Raw genomic sequence first — 16026 nt, forward strand, 5'->3', positions numbered from 1 at the left:
CCGTGCGGGTCCTTGCCGTGCGCGGTCTGGTGGTCGGTCACTCCTTGAGTATCGCCGGGAGCGTCCCGATCACCGACCGGGCCCGCTCACACCGAGCGCAACAACACCGCCGGCCGCTCCACACAGTCCGCGACAAACCGCAGGAACCCGCCCGCCGTACCTCCGTCACACACCCGGTGGTCGAAGGTGAGCGACAGCTGCACGACCTGGCGTACGGCCAACTCCCCCTCGTGGACCCACGGCTTCGCCGTTATTCGGCCCACCCCCAGCATCGCCGCTTCGGGATGGTTGATGATCGGTGTGGAGCCGTCGACGCCGAAGACGCCGTAGTTGTTGAGGGTGAAGGTGCCGTGGGTCAGCTCGGCCAGGCCGAGCTGACCGGTCCGGGCCGCCTCGGTCAGCCGGGCCATCTCGGCGGACAGCCCCTCGGCCGTACGGCGGTGCGCGTCCCGTACGACCGGCACGACCAGTCCGCGATCGGTCTGCGCCGCGAAGCCCAGGTGCACGGCGGGCAGCCGAACGATCTCGTTGGCCGCCAGGTCGACGGTGGCGTTGAGCTGCGGATACCGCGCGAGCGCCGCCGTACAGACACGGGCCAGCAGCGCGAGCAGCGAGACCTTCGCCCCACCGGCCGCGTTCATGTCCCGCCGCGCGGCGAGCAGTTCCGTGGCGTCGGCGTCCACCCAGCAGGTCGCGTCGGGGATCTCCTGACGGCTGCGCCGGAACTTCTCCGCCGCGGCGCCCCGCATGCCCCGCAGCGGTATGCGCTCGGCCTCCGGGGGAAGCCCCACGGACGTCACCGCACCGCCTTCCGCACCGGCCGCACTCCCCGACACGGCCGACGGCCGGCCCTCACCACCGACGGCCCCGAGCCCGACGCCGGGCCGAGCCCCAGCCCCGACCCGGGCTCCAGCCTCGGTCACGGCCCCGGTCCCGGCTCCGGCCGCCCGCGCCCGTACCGCCATCTCCACATCCGTACGGAGGATCAGGCCCTCCGGCCCCGACCCGCGTATCTCCCGCAGGTCCAGCCCGTGCTCCCGCGCCAGCCGTCGGACGAGCGGGGAAATCACCGGCACCGGACCGGCCGCCGCACCACCCCGCCGTACGTCCTTCGGCCCCGAAGCCCCGCCCCGCCCCGCGCCCGAGGCCCCACCCGGTCCCCCGGCCGCCCCGGCACCCGCGCTGGGGCGGACCCGTCGCCGACGCGCCGCCGCTGCACTCGTGCCGTACCCGACCAGGACATTCCCCGACCCTTCGGCCGCACCCGTACCCGCACCGGACCCCGCGTCCCCACCGGCCTCACCACTCGCTTCCCCCGCACCCGCGCCCTCCTCGGCGGCCCCTGCCTGCCCGGCGCCCGGCGCCTGCGACCCGACCGCCACCGTCAGCAACGGCGACCCGACGGGCAGTTCCGCCCCCTCGTCCCCGAACCGCGCGGTGACCACACCCCCGTACGGGCACGGCACGTCCACCAGCGCCTTCGCGGTCTCCACCTCGACCACCGGCTGATCGACGGCGACGACCTCGCCGACCTCGACCAGCCACCGCACCACCGTCGCCTCGGTCAGGCCCTCTCCGAGGTCGGGCAGCGTGAACTCACGGACCACGGCCATCAGTCACCGCTCCCCTCGGTCCAGTCCGACTCCCACTGGAGGCGGCTGACGGTGTCCAGGATCCGGTCGACGCCCGGCAGGTGGTGGCGCTCCAGCATGGGCGGCGGGTACGGGATGTCGAAGCCCGCGACCCGCAGCACCGGCGCCTCCAGATGGTGGAAACAGCGCTCCGTGATGCGCGCGGCTATCTCCCCGCCGGGGCCGCCGAAGCCGCTGGACTCGTGCACGACGACCGCGCGGCCCGTACGCCGTACCGAGGCGCAGACCGTCTCGTCGTCGAAGGGCACCAGCGAGCGCAGGTCGAGGACCTCCAGGTCCCAGCCCTCCGCCGTGGCCGCTTCGGCCGCCTCCAGGCAGACCGGCAGCGACGGTCCGTACGTGATCAGCGTGGCGCTGCGCCCGGGCCGCCGGATCTCGGCGCGGCCCAGTTCGGCCACCGGTTCCGGGGCGTCGGGGGACCAGTCGGCGCGCGACCAGTACAGGCGCTTCGGTTCGAGGAAGACCACCGGGTCGTCGGAGGCGATGGCCGCCCGCAGCAGCCCGTACGCGTCGGCGACCGTCGCCGGGGTGACGACCTGGAGCCCGGGGGTGGCGAGGTAGTACGCCTCGGAGGAGTCGCTGTGGTGCTCCACGCCGCCGATGCCGCCGCCGTACGGGACGCGGATGGTCAGCGGCAGCGGCATGGCACCCCGGGTGCGGTTGCGCATCCGGGCGACATGGCTGATGAGCTGCTCGAACCCGGGGTAGGCGAAGGCGTCGAACTGCATCTCCACGACCGGCCGCAGCCCGTACATGGCCATACCGACCGCCGTACCGAGGATGCCCGCCTCGGCGAGCGGGGTGTCGCCGCAGCGCTCCTCGCCGAACTCCTTCGCCAGGCCGTCGGTGATCCGGAAGACCCCGCCCAGCTCGGCCACGTCCTCGCCCATCACATGGACGGCCGGATCGTCGGCCATCGCGTCGCGCAGCGCGCGGTTCAGCGCCTGCGCCATGCTGGCGGGCTTGCGTCCGGCCTCCGCCGCTGTCGCCGTCATGTCCGCTCCTCCTCAGCCGCGCCGCGCGCCGTCCCGCCGGCGGTATCCCCTCCGGTGTCGCCCTCGGCGTCCGCCGCCTCGGCCTCCAGCTCGGCCCGGAGCTGCGCCGCCTGCTCACGCAACTGGGCGGTCTGCTCGGCGTAGACGTGCGCAAACAGGTCCATCGGGGCCAGGGCCGGGTCCTGGTTCATCCGCTCCCGGAGTCCGGCGGCCAGCTCCTCGGCGCCGTCCCGGGTCCGCTGCACGAAGTCGTCGGTGAGCAGGCCGCGCTCGGTCAGCTCCCGCTCCACCAGGGCTATCGGGTCGTGCTGACGCCACTCCTCGACCTCGGCCTCGGTGCGGTAGCGGGTGGCGTCGTCGGCGTTGGTGTGCGCCTCGATGCGGTACGTGAGCGCCTCCACGAGCGTCGGTCCCCCGCCCCGGCGCGCCCGCTCCACCGCCTCGCCGAGCACCTCGTGCAGCGCGGGCGCGTCGTTGCCGTCCACCAGACGGCCCGGCATCCCGTACCCGACGGCCTTGTGGGCGAGGGACGGTGCGGCGGACTGCTTGGCGAGCGGTACGGAGATCGCGAACCCGTTGTTCTGGACGAGGAAGACCACCGGGGCCTGCCACACCGCGGCGAAGTTCAGCGCCTCGTGGAAGTCACCCTCGCTGGTGCCGCCGTCACCCACCAGTGCGAGCGCCACCACGTCGTCCCCCTTCAGGCGCGCGGCGTGCGCGAGGCCCACCGCGTGCGGGAGCTGGGTGGCGAGCGGTGTGCACAGCGGGGCGATGCGGTGCTCGTGCGGGTCGTACCCCGTGTGCCAGTCGCCCCTCAGGAGGGTGAGGGCCTGTACGGGATCGAGGCCGCGGGCCACGGTGGCGAGGGTGTCGCGGTAGCTGGGGAAGAGCCAGTCCTGCTCCTTCAGCACCCGCGCGGCGACGACCTGGCACGCCTCCTGGCCGGTGGAGGAGGGGTAGACCGCCAGCCTGCCCTGCCGCGTCAGGGCCGTGGCCTGGGCGTTGTAGCGGCGGCCGCGCACCAGTTGCTCGTACAGGTCCGTCAGCAGTCCGGCATCGATCCGGCCGGCGGCGTCCGTGCCCAGCAGCCGGTACGGCTCCGCGTCGGGCAGGAGGGGCGCGGGGTCCACGCGGGGACGCCACGCGGGCGGCGGTGCGGGCCAGTAGCTCCCGCTCCTCCTGCTGCCGCGCTGCTCAAGAACCGTCATGACGAGCACCTCCTTGGACTTCGGAAAGAGTGGCGCGGAGCGCCTGGCGGGGGTCGGTGATGGACGACGGGCGGGTAGAGGAACGAAGGGACCGGACGAGTGGCCCGCACCTACCGATTGTTCGGTCGTCGGCACATTTTGGCTACAGGCGGGCTCAGCCTGTGGACAATCGGTTCTCCACAGCCTGAGATGAGGACAGGGTGTCCATCCAGGGGAGGCGAGGCGGTATGCCGGACGAACAGATGGCCAACGGTGGCGGGCAGCGCCCCGCCCGCCCCTTGGACACCATCGACCGCGCGATCCTGAACATGCTGCAGGCGGACGGACGCGCATCCATACGCTCCGTTGCCGAGCGTGTACACGTCTCCCGCGCCAACGCCTACGCGCGCATCAACCGGCTGATCGACGACGGAGTGATCCGCGGCTTCAGCGCGCGCATCGACCAGGAACGGGCCGGGCAGGGCGCCTCCGCCTACGTCACGCTGAAGATCGTGCAGAACTCCTGGCGCACGGTCCGCGCCCAGCTCACCGAGCTTCCGGGGGCCGCGCACATCGCCCTGGTCAGCGGCGATTTCGACGTGCTGCTGTTAGTGCACACCAAGGACAACCAGGAGCTGCGGGAACTGGTCCTCACCCGTATCCAGTCGATCCCGGAGGTGCTCAGCACCCGCACCCTGCTCGTCTTCGAGGAGACCGATCTGGGGGCCGAGCGCAGTTAGACGCGCCGTTCAGGGACGTCTGAAGGACGTCTCAGGACGTCGGCGGCCGGCCCGGGGCCCCGCCTCAGGTCCGCAGCCCCGCGAACGCCGTCCGCACCACGGCCTCGGCGACCTCGTCACTGTTCGCCGAGCCGCCCCGGCCCGGCCGGTACCACTCCACGATCGAGTTGATCATGCCGAAGAGCAGCCGGGTCGCCAGCCGGACGTCCACGTCCGCGCGCAGGTCACCGTCGGCGGCGGCCTGCTTGAGCAGCTCGGTGACCTCGCCGTCGAAGTCCCGCCGGCGCTCCATGGCCCAGCGCTCCGTGTCGGTGTTGCCGCGCACCCGCAGCAGCAGCGTCACGTACGGCAGCTCCTCCATCAGCACTTCCGCCTCGCGCCTGGCCACGTACTCCAGCCGCTCGATGGCCCGCCCCGTACGCGCGCCGGGCTCCTGGAGGACTCCGAAGAGCCCGTCCAGTGCCCGGCTTATGGCGCGGTGCAGCAGTTCTTCCTTGCTGCGTACGTGGTGGTAGATCGAGGACTTGGAGATACCGGCCGCCCGGGAGAGGTGCTCCATGGAGGTGCCGTCGTACCCGCGCTCGTTGAACACCTCGACGGCGACCGACAGCAGCGAATCGGGCGTGTAGGTGTCGCGCTTGGCCATGGTCATGATTAGAGCATCCGGCCGTTCAGCTTCAAACTGCGGCGCAGGGCCCGGGACGGTCCGTAACGGCCGTCGGCGTACTGGTGGCGCAGCGTCTCCAGCAGGTCGCACACCCAGTGCCGGCCGACGCGCGCGGCCCACTCCGAGGGCCCGCCGGGGTAGTTCACCCCGAGCCGCATGGCCGTGTCGATGTCCTCGCGGCTCGCGACGCCGCGCGCCTCGGCGTCCGCGGCGAAGTCCACGATCATCGCGACGGTACGGGCGACGATCATGCCCGGTACGTCGTCGATGACGCTCACCTTCTTGCCGAGCGCCTGGAAGAGGCCGACCGCCTCCCGTACGTCCTGCTCGGATGCCTCCGCGCCGGGCGCGAGGGCGATGCGGGTCGCGGCCCAGTAGTCCAGCGCCAGGTCGAAGCGGATCGCCGGACCTGACGGGTCCCCGGTGGCGGGGCGGCCGTCGGTCAGCGCCAGGCGGGCGCCGCCCGGCAACCGGATGCAGCCCTGGTGCTCCCCTGGCGTGCCGTCCCGGGTGACCTTGATGCCGGCCTCGTCGATCAGCTCCTGGAGGACGGCGGCCGGCCCGGTGAGCTGCGTGTGCACCGTCACGGCCGCCGGTGCCGGGCACGGCTGCGCGGTGTGCGGCTGCTGCCCGGGGGCGCCGTCGGCGTGGTCGTACCAGCCCCGCCCCGTCTTGCGGCCCAGCAGCCCGGCCTCCACCAGGCGCCGCTGCGCCAGTGAGGGCGTGAACTTCGGGTCACGGAAGAAGCCTTCCCACACCGATCGGGTGACGGCTTCGTTCACGTCCTGTCCGATGAGGTCCATCAGCTCGAACGGCCCCATCCGGAAGCCGCAGGACCCGCGCAGCACGGCATCGACGGTGGCCGGGTCGGCGGCCCGCTCCTCGTACACGCGCAGGGCCTCCGCGTAGAAGGGGCGGGCGATGCGGTTGACGATGAAGCCGGGAGTGTCGGCGCTGCGTACGGGAGTCTTGCCCCAGGCCGCGGCCGTCTCGTACGCGGTGGTGGCCGCCGAGGCGTCCGTCGTGAATCCGCTGACGACCTCGACGAGGGGCAGGAGCGGTGCCGGGTTGAAGAAGTGCAGGCCCACGAAGCGCCCGGGCAGGCGGAGCGCGCCGGCGACGGCGGTGACGGACAGGGAGGAGGTGTTGGTGGCCAGCAGGCAGTCCTCGCCGACCACGTCCTCCAGGGCGGCGAACAGTTCCTGCTTCGCGCCGAGTTCCTCCACGATCGCCTCGACGACGAGTGCGGCGTCGGCGAGTTGGGGGAGTGCGGAAGCGGGGGTGAGGCGCGCGCGGGCCGCCGCGCGCTCCGCGGGCGCCATCCTGCCCTTCTCCACCAGCCGGTCCAGGCGGCGTCCGATCACCTCGGCGGCATCGGCGGCCCGGCCCGGCAGCGCGTCGTAGAGCCGCACCGGGTGGCCCGCGATCAGCGCGACCTGCGCGATTCCCTGGCCCATGGTGCCCGTGCCGACGACCGCGACGGTGCGGCCCGCTTCGATGGCTGTCATGACGGCTGATCCTCCCCGACGGAGTTGTCCACAGGTTCGCCGGACCCGCTTGCCCCGACCGATCGTTCGGTTACTCTAGCCCCGTCGCCGAAATGGTGCCCAGCCCTGTCCTCGGACCTGTCCGCGCAGAGGCGTCGCTTCCTCGGCGTGGCGTCCGCGCCGCGCGTCGGGCGCCCTGAGACGGCAGGCCCAGCCCGCCCGACGAGGAGTTGGTCTTCGATGGCCGCCGAACTGACCGCAGCGCAGCTGCTCGAAAAGCACCGTCCGACGCTCGACCAGGCGCTGGAGGCGATCCGTACCCGCGCGTACTGGTCCCCGCATCCCGAGCATCCCAAGGCCTACGGGGAGAACGCCGCGGCGGACGGCCAGAGCGCCTTCGACGCCCTGCGCGGCAAGCGTTTCGAGCTGGACCAGCCCGGTACGGACGACTGGGTGGGCGCGGAAGTCTCCCCGTACGGCATCGGGTTGAACATCAGCTACCCGCACCCGGACGCGGACGTGCTGCTGCCCGCGATGCGCGCGGCGGTGCCCGCGTGGCGCGATGCCGGCCCGCAGACCAGGGCCCTGGTCTGTCTGGAGATCCTGTCGCGGATCAGCGCGCGCACCCATGAGTTCGCGCAGGCCGTGATGCACACCAGCGGCCAGGCGTTCATGATGGCGTTCCAGGCGGGCGGGCCGCACGCCCAGGATCGCGGCATGGAGGCCGTCGCGTACGCCTACGCCGAGCAGGTCCGCACCCCGGACCAGGCCTCCTGGTCCAAGCCGCAGGGCAAGCGCGACCCGCTGGAGCTGACCAAGTCCTTCAAGGCCGTCCCCCGCGGCGTCGCCCTCCTGATCGGCTGCAACACCTTCCCGACGTGGAACGGCTACCCGGGCCTGTTCGCCTCCCTGGCCACCGGCAACGCGGTCCTGGTCAAACCGCACCCACGGGCCGTGCTGCCGCTCGCGCTCACCGTCCGGGTGGCGCGCGAGGTGCTGGCCGAGGCCGGGTTCTCCCCCGACCTGGTCGCCCTGGCCGTCGACCGGCCCGGCGAGGGCCTGGCCAAGACCCTCGCGGTACGCCCCGAGGTCCGCATCATCGACTACACGGGCTCCACCGAGTTCGGCGACTGGCTGGAGGCCAACGCGCCCCAGGCGCGCGTCTACACGGAGAAGGCCGGCGTCAACACGGTCGTCATCGACTCGACGGACGACTACAAGGGCATGCTCGGCAACCTCGCCTTCTCCCTGTCCCTGTACAGCGGCCAGATGTGCACCACCCCGCAGAACCTCCTCATCCCCCGCGACGGCATCACCACGGACGTCGGCCCCAAGTCGTACGACGACGTGGTCGGCGACCTCGCGACCGCCGTGGACAAGCTGCTGGGCGACGACGCGCGGGCCAACGCCCTGCTGGGCGCGATTGTCAACCCGCAGGTCAAGGAGCGGATCGAGGCGGCCTCCGGGCTGGGCGAGGTGGCTCTGCCCTCCCGCGAGGTGGCCAACCCCGACTTCCCCGACGCCACGGTCCGTACGCCAGTGATGGTCAAGATGGACGGCGCACGCAAGCTCTGGGAAGGCGCGGGCGCCGACGCCGCCTACCTCTCGGAGTGCTTCGGCCCCGTCTCCTTCGCGGTGGCCGTCGACTCCGCGGCGGACGCGGTGGACCTGCTGCGGCACACGACCCGCGTCAAGGGCGCGATGACGGTCGGCGCGTACACCACTTCCGGGGAGGTGGAGAAACTGGTGGAAGAGGCGTGCCTGGAGGAGTGCGCGCAGCTCTCCCTCAACCTGACCGGCGGGGTGTACGTCAACCAGACCGCCGCCTTCTCCGACTTCCACGGCTCGGGCGGCAACCCGGCGGCCAACGCGGCCCTGTGCGACGGCGCGTTCGTGGCCGACCGCTTCCGGACGGTGGAGGTGCGCAGGCCCGCCCAGGAGAACTAGAGCCCAGGAGAGAAGAGCGTCGGCCCGGCAGCCGCTCCGTTCACCCCGGCCGCGGCGGCCGGTGCCGCCGTGCCGCGGGACATCCAGTGGAAGAGGCCCATGGCCACGCTCGTGGCCAGGTTGAAGCTGGACACCCGCGCCTGCATCGGCACCGCGACCAGCGCCGTCGCCCGCTCCCGCAGCTCGTCCGAGATGCCCTGCCGCTCGGACCCGAAGGCCAGGATCGCGTCGTCCGGGAACGTCACGGAGCGGATGTCCACGCCTTCGGGGTCGAGGGCATAGACCGGTCCTGGCGGCAGTTCCGGCAGCGTCAGGCGCTCCACCGCACCGGCGAAGTGCAGACCGGCGCTGCCCCGTACGGCGTTGGGGTGCCAGGGGTCGAGCGAGCCGGTGGTGACCACGCCGGTGGCGCCGAAACCGGCCGCCAGGCGGACGACGGCACCGATGTTGCCCAGGTTGCGGGGATTCTCCAGGAGCACGACGGGAGCGGGCCGCGGGACCTCGCGGAGCCGGGCCAGGTTCGCCGCGGCGTCGGGGCGTACGGCGAGGGCCGCGACACCCGTGGGGTGCACCTTCGGCAGGAGAGTACGCAGTGCGGTCACGGGAACCTGCTCCGCCAGCGCGTCGAGGTCGCCGGTCAGGTCGTCCGCGAGTTCCTCGGCGAGCGCCAGCAGGGCGGGCTTGTCGCTGGTCAGGACGTGCCGGACGTCCCCGCCGAAGCGCAGGGCGTGCTTCAGCGCGTGGAAGCCGTCCAGGAGGACCGAGGCCGGATCGCCGGCGCTCGCGCGCCAGCGCCGTACCGGATCGTCCGAGGTCCCGTTCTCGATCATTTCTCCACTATCTCAACTGCCCGCCGGGCGGACACCCGCCGCTCCCGTCCACGGCGTCACTCACGTACCGCCGCATGACGTCACTCGCGGACCGCTGGACGACATCACTCGCGTACCGCTGTACGGCGTGGGAGCACCCGGTCGCGTACGGAGGTGACCCGGGCTCCCAGCCACACCAGGAAGACCGTCGGCAGGAACACCGCGTCCGCCGTGATCATCGCGAGCGAGAAGAACGGCAGGCCGAGCAGGAACGCGATCGACAGGTGCTCGCAGATCATCGCGACCAGCAGCACGTTCTTCAGGCGGCGGTTGAAGAGGGTGAAGGGGAAGGCGACCTGCACGATCACCGTGCCGTACGTGATCAGCATGATCATCAGGCCGTTGTCGGCGAGCACCCGGGACAGCTCCGGCCAGGGCGAGAAGTAGTCCAGGTGCATCGGGTAGTACACCGCGGTGCCGTCCTGCCAGCGCGTTCCCTGGATCTTGTACCAGCCCGCCGTGGCGTAGATCAGGCAGACCTCGACGACGATCACCAGCAGGGCACCGTTGTGGATCAGCTTGGTGATCATGTCGAGGACGGTGCGCGGCTCTCCGGGCGCGTACCTCCGCACCGCCCACCACACCCCGTGCGAGAGCCACAGCAACCAGAAGGTCAGGCCCCAGCCCACGTTCGGGAAAGGCCCGGGGCCGAACCAGGAGAGGCCCGACAGGCCCAGGACCTGGGCGACGGCGAGGAACAGCCCGAGAACCGCCCACAGGACGACTCCGGTGAGGTCACGCGACGGTCCCCCGCCGGGCGGTCCCGCGTGCTGCGCCGCGCGGCGCGCGTCCAGCGACCACACCTGCCCGCACCGGGTCAGCACCAGGTATATCGCCATCAGGTGCAGGACGTTGTCGCCGCCGTCCCCGATGAAGATGCTGCGGTTCTGCAGCGAGAGCACACCCACCATGAACAGCACCGACATGGTGCGGGTCCGCCAGCCGACCAGCAGCAGGGCGCTGGCGACGACGGCGAGGCCGTAGACGAGTTCGAACCAGCCCCGGTTGTCGGTCCACGTCAGGACCGAGAACGCCTCGTTTCCGTCGAGGAGCCGACGCGCCATGTCGCCGCTCCAGGGGCCGTGGGGACCGTACAGCTCGTGCCGGTACGGCCACTCCCGCAGCAGGAAGAAGAGCCAGGTGGCCGCGAACCCGATGCGGATGACGGCGGACTGGTACGGGGCGAACGCGCTGCCCGTGACGCGCCTGAAGGCCTGTCCGAAGGCGCGCTCGACGCGCGTCTCGTCGGGGCGGGCGGTCGTCGCGGGGGCCGGGCGGGGGGCCGGGTCGGACGCCGGGACGGTGGGCGGCTCCGAAGGCGGGCCGGGGGGCTGGGGGACGGTGGGCCAGACGGTGCGGGCCTGGGCGGGGGAGTCGGTGTGTTCCGTCCGGCTCTGGGCAGGGACGGTTGCTGCGGGACGGCCGGTGTCCGTGTCGGTGTCCGAGTTCGAGCCCGAGTCCGGGTCCGAGTCCGAGCGGTTCTGGGCGGGGACGACCGCCGCGGCGACGCCGCTGTCCGTCCGGCCGGTTGTCAGCGCGGTGCCGGCTCCGGTACCGGTGGTCGTCGCCGAGGAGCCGATACCGCTCTCGCCGACTGCCGGCGGCGTGCCGGTGTCCGTACGGCCGCTCCCCGCCGCGGCCTCCGTCTCCGTACGGCGCTTCGCCGCCGGGGAACCGGTGTCCGCCGCGTCCCGCGCCCCTTGCGGAGTCCCTTGCGAAGGCGTCCTGTGCGCTGTCACTGGATTTTCGCTCCTTCGGGCAGGTCGTCTGCGGTGACCGGCCACCAGGGCAGCTCGCGGTACCTGGGCTTCTCGCTGATCTTCTCCGAGCTCCACGACGGCGGGCTGACGGCCGTCGTCATCGAGCGCACCTGAATCTGCTCGACCTTGCCGCGCGCCGCCCACTGCGCGCTCATGCGCTGCATCACGATCCGCCGTACGTACTGCTCGGCCAGCTCACCTCGTGCACCGGAGGTGCGGTTCTGTGCGTCGTGGGTGTTCAGGTAGTACTCCCAGGCGCGGCGGAGTTCGTTCTGCTGCGTGTGACTGGGTACGGGGTTGTGCAGCAGGGCCCGGCCGTCGACGGCGGACAGGTCGGTCCAGCCGGTGGTCAGCCGGTCGTCGCCCTCGGTGCGCACCTGGGCGCGCACCTGCACCGCGATGTTCTGCTGCAGCGGGTTGGGCGCGAACAGCTTCCAGTTCTGCTCGTACTCCGGGAAGACGTAGTCGTTGATCACTTCGCTGTGCTGCTTGCTCAGCGTGTTGGGCGGCGCCACGTGCAGGAACATCATCGCCAGGTGGACGGCGACGGCCAGCGTCACGGCGCCCGCCACGACGGTCACCACGATGCGTGACGGTAGCGAGAGCGCGGCCGGTGGCCGCGGTTCGTCCCCGTAATGCTGCATTCCTGCCCCGTTCCCAGATCCCGAGCGGCTTTTCACCGCTCCGGAACCGTACCTAGGCGACCCCACGCGGCACACCCTCCCCTGAGTTATCCACAGGCTTGACACCCCGCACGCGCGGCCACACCATTGAACCGAACGATCGGTCGGTCGGGAGGCAGGGGGATCACATGACGACGATCGCGCCGGGCGAGGAGTCCCTCGCGGCCCTGGAGTCAGGCTTCGACGCCGCCGTGGCAGCGGACGAGCGCATCGAGCCGCGTGACTGGATGCCGGACGCCTACCGCTCCTCGCTGGTACGCCAGATAGCGCAGCACGCGCACTCCGAGATCATCGGGATGCAGCCGGAGGCGAACTGGATCGCCCGGGCCCCGTCGTTGCGCCGCAAGGCGATCCTGATGGCGAAGGTGCAGGACGAGGCGGGCCACGGCCTGTATCTCTACAGCGCCGCCGAGACCCTCGGAGCAAGCCGCGACGAGCTGCTCGACAAGTTGCACTCCGGCCGCCAGAAGTACTCGTCCATCTTCAACTACCCCACCCTGACCTGGGCCGACGTCGGTGCCATCGGCTGGCTGGTGGACGGCGCCGCGATCACGAACCAGGTCCCGCTGTGCCGCTGTTCGTACGGCCCGTACGCCCGCGCCATGGTCCGCGTCTGCAAGGAGGAGTCCTTCCATCAGCGCCAGGGCTACGAGCTCCTGCTGGCCCTGAGCCGCGGCACCGAGGCCCAGCACGCCATGGCGCAGGATGCCGTGGACCGGTGGTGGTGGCCCTCGCTGATGATGTTCGGCCCGCCCGACGACGCATCGGCGCACTCGGCCCAGTCCATGGCCTGGAAGATCAAACGGCACTCCAACGACGAACTGCGCCAGCGCTTCGTGGACATCTGCGTCCCACAGGCCGAATCCCTCGGCCTCACCCTCCCGGACCCCGACCTGACGTGGAACGAACAGCGCGGTCACTGGGACTTCGGCCCCATCGACTGGGACGAGTTCCGCGAGGTGCTCAAGGGCAACGGGCCCTGCAACGACCAGCGGATGAGCCAGCGGCGCCGCGCCCACGAAGAAGGCGCCTGGGTGCGCGACGCCGCGGCGGCGTACGCGGCCAAGCACGGGGAGGGGACCCGATGACCACGACCGGTACGCAAAGCAGCGAGCACCCGGGAAGCCGGCCGGCTCCGGACGGCGCCGGGAGCCGGACCGGACCGAGGAGCCAGCCCGAGTCCGGGGCTGCACCAGCGGGACCGGACACACCGCAGCCGGCACCCGGCGGTGCGCCCGCCGCCCACCGGGGCAGCACACCGGCCACGCCCACCGCGAAGCCCACCGACTGGCCCCTGTGGGAGGTCTTCGTCCGTAGCCGGCGCGGCCTGTCCCACACCCACGCGGGCAGCCTGCACGCTCCGGACGCCGAGATGGCCCTGCGCAACGCCCGCGACCTCTACACCCGCCGCTCGGAAGGCATCTCGATCTGGGTGGTCCCGTCCGCCACGATCTCCGCCTCCTCCCCGGACGAGAAGGACTCCTTCTTCGAACCGGCCGCCGACAAGCCCTACCGCCACCCGACCTTCTACGAGATCCCGGACGGGGTGCAGCACCTGTGAAGCCCGTACCGACAGCACAGGCCCCGGCCACCGCCGACAGCACCGCCGCGGCTCCCGCCCCCGCGGGCTCCCTCGCCCGGGACGTCGCCGCCGCTGCCCCGGCCCTGGCCCTCGGTGACGACGCCCTCGTCCTGTCCCACCGGCTGGGGGAGTGGGCCGGGCACGCCCCCGTACTGGAGGAGGAGGTGGCCCTCGCCAACATCGCGCTGGACCTCCTCGGCCAGGCCCGCGTCCTGCTCTCCCTCGCCGGGGACGAGGACGAACTGGCCTACCTCCGCGAGGAACGGGCCTTCCGCAACTGCCAGCTCGTCGAGCAGCCCAACGGCGACTTCGCCCACACCATCGCCCGCCAGCTGTACTTCTCCACCTACCAGGAGCTGCTGTACGGCCACCTGGCCTCCGGGGGCTCCCCACTGGCCCCGCTGGCGGCGAAGGCGGTCAAGGAGGTCGCCTACCACCGTGACCACGCCGAGCAGTGGACCCTGCGCCTGGGCGACGGCACCGAGGAGAGCCACGAGCGGATGCAGCGCGGCCTGACCGCCTTGTGGCGCTTCACCGGCGAGCTCTTCGAGCCCGTGCCGGGGCTGGACGTCGACCTGCCCGCCCTGCACGACGCCTGGACCACCCGCATCGAGGACATCCTAACGCAAGCCACCCTCACCGTCCCCCAGGGCCCGAGCCGCGGTGCCTGGACCGCGGGGGCCGGGCGCCAAGGGCTGCACACCGAACCGTTCGGCCGGATGCTCGCCGAGATGCAGCACCTGCATCGAAGCCACCCGGGGGCGACATGGTGACCACCGCCCTCGAAGAACGGCTGCGCGATCTGGCCGGCTCCGTACCCGACCCGGAGCTGCCGGTCGTCACCCTGGCCGAACTGGGCGTTCTCCGCGGGCTGCGGCTGACCGGCCCCGGGCAGGTGGAGGTCGAACTCACCCCGACGTACACGGGCTGCCCCGCCGTCGAGGCCATGTCCGCCGACATCGAACGCGTCCTCCACGACAACGGCGTCCCCCAGGTCGAGGTGCGTACCGTCCTCGACCCGCCGTGGACGACCGACGCGATCACGGCCGAGGGCCGCCGCAAGCTGACCGAGTACGGCATCGCCCCGCCGCGCCCCACCGGCCCGGCCGGCGGGCCCGTACCGGTGGCGCTGGCCATCCGCTGCCCGCACTGCGGATCGACCGACACCACGCTGCTCAGCCGGTTCTCCTCCACCGCCTGCAAGGCACTGCGCCGCTGCGAGACCTGCCGCGAACCGTTCGACCACTTCAAGGAGTTGTGATGTTCCACCCGCTCCGGGTCGCGGAGATCGAACGGCTCACGGACGACGCCGTCGCCGTCACCTTCCAGGTGCCGCCAGAGCTGCGCACGACCTTCCGGCACGTCCCGGGCCAGCACATCGCCCTGCGCCGCACGGTGGACGGCCGGGAGATCCGCCGTACGTACTCGATCTGCACCCCGGCAGCGGACGCCCCCGTGCTGCGGGTGGGGATACGGCTGGTCGAGGACGGCGAGTTCTCCACCTACGCGCTCAAGGAACTGGCCGTCGGTGACACGGTCGACGTCATGGCGCCGGCCGGGCGCTTCGTTCTGGAGCCCCGCCCCGGGCACTTCGTCGGCATCGTCGGCGGCAGCGGCATCACACCGGTGCTGTCCATCGTCGCGACGCTGCTGACCCGTCAGCCGGACGCCCGTTTCTGCCTGGTCCGCAGCGACCGTACGGCAGCGTCGACGATGTTCCTGGAGGAGGTCGCCGACCTCAAGGACCGCTTCCCGGAGCGCTTCCAGCTCGTCTCCGTCCTCTCCCGCGAGGATCAGCAGTCGGGCCTGTCCTCCGGCCGACTGGACGAGGAACGGCTGCGCGCGCTGTTGCCCGCCCTGCTGCCCGTGGCATCCGTCGACGGCTGGTACCTGTGCGGCCCGTACGGCCTCGTCCAAGCCGCGGAACACGCCCTGCGCAGCCTCCAGGTCCCCCGGAACCGCATCCACGAAGAAATCTTCCACATATCCGGGCCCACACCCGCGGAAGCCGCCCTCGCGGACGCCGCCTCCACGAACCCCACCGTTACTGCCCCCACCTTCGCGGGCACCACGGTTGCGGGAGACTCCACCTCTCTCCCCGGCGGCCCCGAACCTCTTCGCGCCCCCGCCCACAGCACCGTGACCGCGACCCTGGACGGCCGGGCAGGTAGCTGGCCGGTCCTGGACGGTGAACCGCTGCTGGAAACCGTGCTGCGCAACAGGGCGGACGCCCCGTACGCCTGCAAGGGAGGCGTCTGCGGCACCTGCCGCGCGTTCCTGGTGTCGGGTGAGGTCCGGATGGACCGCAACTATGCCTTGGAGGACGAGGAAGTCGCATCGGGATACGTTCTCGCCTGTCAGTCGCATCCCGTGACGGAGGAGGTCGAGCTGGACTTCGACCGCTGACCCCATTCACAAATACTGCAACCTGTTCTAACTTGACGACCCGTCAGGCAG

Annotated in this window: 15 protein-coding genes; 7 read left to right on the plus strand and 8 right to left on the minus strand. The window is 71.9% G+C overall.

Annotation, left to right across the window (positions count from 1 at the left end):
* Positions 1 to 86: 86 nt before the first annotated feature.
* The 3 genes from ACZ4QV_RS18685 to pdhA are packed head-to-tail and all read right to left on the minus strand — an operon-like array spanning position 87 to position 3855.
* The gene (locus ACZ4QV_RS18685; RefSeq protein ID WP_361580922.1) at positions 87 to 1613 is read right to left on the minus strand and encodes a dihydrolipoamide acetyltransferase family protein; all 1527 of its coding nucleotides are present in this window, start codon (positions 1611 to 1613) and stop codon (positions 87 to 89) included.
* Positions 1613 to 2647, minus strand: a complete 1035-nt coding sequence (locus ACZ4QV_RS18690; protein ID WP_361614110.1) for an alpha-ketoacid dehydrogenase subunit beta — start codon at positions 2645 to 2647, stop codon at positions 1613 to 1615. The genes ACZ4QV_RS18685 and ACZ4QV_RS18690 overlap by 1 nt, the downstream gene beginning before the upstream one ends.
* Entirely contained in the window at positions 2644 to 3855 is a 1212-nt protein-coding gene (gene pdhA / locus ACZ4QV_RS18695) for a pyruvate dehydrogenase (acetyl-transferring) E1 component subunit alpha (RefSeq protein ID WP_361580917.1), read from the minus strand. Before pdhA ends, ACZ4QV_RS18690 begins: the two co-directional genes overlap by 4 nt.
* A 227-nt stretch (positions 3856 to 4082) precedes the next feature.
* Between pdhA and ACZ4QV_RS18700 the strand changes: the two genes are divergently transcribed.
* Positions 4083 to 4574 carry an Lrp/AsnC family transcriptional regulator gene (locus ACZ4QV_RS18700; RefSeq protein ID WP_361153241.1) on the plus strand — a complete coding sequence of 164 codons (492 nt, stop codon included), beginning with the start codon at positions 4083 to 4085 and terminating at the stop codon, positions 4572 to 4574.
* A gap of 64 nt (positions 4575 to 4638) precedes the next feature.
* On the opposite strand, the gene ACZ4QV_RS18705 is transcribed toward ACZ4QV_RS18700, so the two are convergent.
* Together ACZ4QV_RS18705 and ACZ4QV_RS18710 are read right to left on the minus strand one after the other, a co-directional pair.
* Positions 4639 to 5226: a TetR/AcrR family transcriptional regulator gene (locus ACZ4QV_RS18705; protein ID WP_361153238.1), complete on the minus strand. Its 588-nt coding sequence runs from the start codon at positions 5224 to 5226 to the stop codon at positions 4639 to 4641.
* A gap of 2 nt (positions 5227 to 5228) precedes the next feature.
* Complete coding sequence (locus tag ACZ4QV_RS18710; protein ID WP_361580913.1) at positions 5229 to 6749, minus strand: 3-hydroxyacyl-CoA dehydrogenase; 1521 nt, start codon at positions 6747 to 6749, stop codon at positions 5229 to 5231.
* Between the two features lie 219 nt (positions 6750 to 6968).
* On the opposite strand from ACZ4QV_RS18710, the gene paaN reads away from it, so the two are divergent.
* Positions 6969 to 8675, plus strand: coding sequence for a phenylacetic acid degradation protein PaaN (gene paaN / locus ACZ4QV_RS18715; RefSeq protein ID WP_361580910.1), 1707 nt, complete (start codon positions 6969 to 6971; stop codon positions 8673 to 8675).
* On the opposite strand, the gene ACZ4QV_RS18720 is transcribed toward paaN, so the two are convergent.
* From ACZ4QV_RS18720 to ACZ4QV_RS18730, 3 genes are all read right to left on the minus strand, one after another.
* Positions 8672 to 9505: a TrmH family RNA methyltransferase gene (locus ACZ4QV_RS18720; protein ID WP_361580907.1), complete on the minus strand. Its 834-nt coding sequence runs from the start codon at positions 9503 to 9505 to the stop codon at positions 8672 to 8674. The two genes, paaN and ACZ4QV_RS18720, sit on opposite strands and share 4 nt — an antisense overlap.
* A gap of 104 nt (positions 9506 to 9609) precedes the next feature.
* Positions 9610 to 11283 carry an HTTM domain-containing protein gene (locus ACZ4QV_RS18725; RefSeq protein WP_467763133.1) on the minus strand — a complete coding sequence of 558 codons (1674 nt, stop codon included), beginning with the start codon at positions 11281 to 11283 and terminating at the stop codon, positions 9610 to 9612.
* Positions 11280 to 11948 (minus strand): DUF5819 family protein, encoded by a 669-nt coding sequence (locus ACZ4QV_RS18730; RefSeq protein ID WP_361580904.1) that lies wholly within the window; start codon positions 11946 to 11948, stop codon positions 11280 to 11282. Before ACZ4QV_RS18730 ends, ACZ4QV_RS18725 begins: the two co-directional genes overlap by 4 nt.
* A 167-nt stretch (positions 11949 to 12115) precedes the next feature.
* Between ACZ4QV_RS18730 and paaA the strand changes: the two genes are divergently transcribed.
* The 5 genes from paaA to ACZ4QV_RS18755 all read left to right on the plus strand — a co-directional run bounded on the left by paaA (position 12116) and on the right by ACZ4QV_RS18755 (position 15975).
* A complete protein-coding gene (paaA, locus tag ACZ4QV_RS18735) occupies positions 12116 to 13075 on the plus strand; it encodes a 1,2-phenylacetyl-CoA epoxidase subunit PaaA (RefSeq protein WP_361153227.1) in 960 nt (319 codons plus the stop codon).
* Positions 13076 to 13281: 206 nt separating this feature from the next.
* Positions 13282 to 13548: a 1,2-phenylacetyl-CoA epoxidase subunit PaaB gene (paaB, locus tag ACZ4QV_RS18740; RefSeq protein ID WP_361153393.1), complete on the plus strand. Its 267-nt coding sequence runs from the start codon at positions 13282 to 13284 to the stop codon at positions 13546 to 13548.
* Positions 13545 to 14342 (plus strand): 1,2-phenylacetyl-CoA epoxidase subunit PaaC, encoded by a 798-nt coding sequence (gene paaC / locus ACZ4QV_RS18745; protein ID WP_467763134.1) that lies wholly within the window; start codon positions 13545 to 13547, stop codon positions 14340 to 14342. The genes paaB and paaC overlap by 4 nt, the downstream gene beginning before the upstream one ends.
* Positions 14336 to 14830 carry a 1,2-phenylacetyl-CoA epoxidase subunit PaaD gene (gene paaD, locus ACZ4QV_RS18750; protein WP_361153224.1) on the plus strand — a complete coding sequence of 165 codons (495 nt, stop codon included), beginning with the start codon at positions 14336 to 14338 and terminating at the stop codon, positions 14828 to 14830. Before paaC ends, paaD begins: the two co-directional genes overlap by 7 nt.
* Complete coding sequence (locus ACZ4QV_RS18755) at positions 14830 to 15975, plus strand: 2Fe-2S iron-sulfur cluster-binding protein (RefSeq protein WP_361580900.1); 1146 nt, start codon at positions 14830 to 14832, stop codon at positions 15973 to 15975. The genes paaD and ACZ4QV_RS18755 overlap by 1 nt, the downstream gene beginning before the upstream one ends.
* Positions 15976 to 16026: the final 51 nt, after the last annotated feature.

The sequence above is a fragment of the Streptomyces sp. NPDC026394 genome (genome assembly GCF_055567735.1).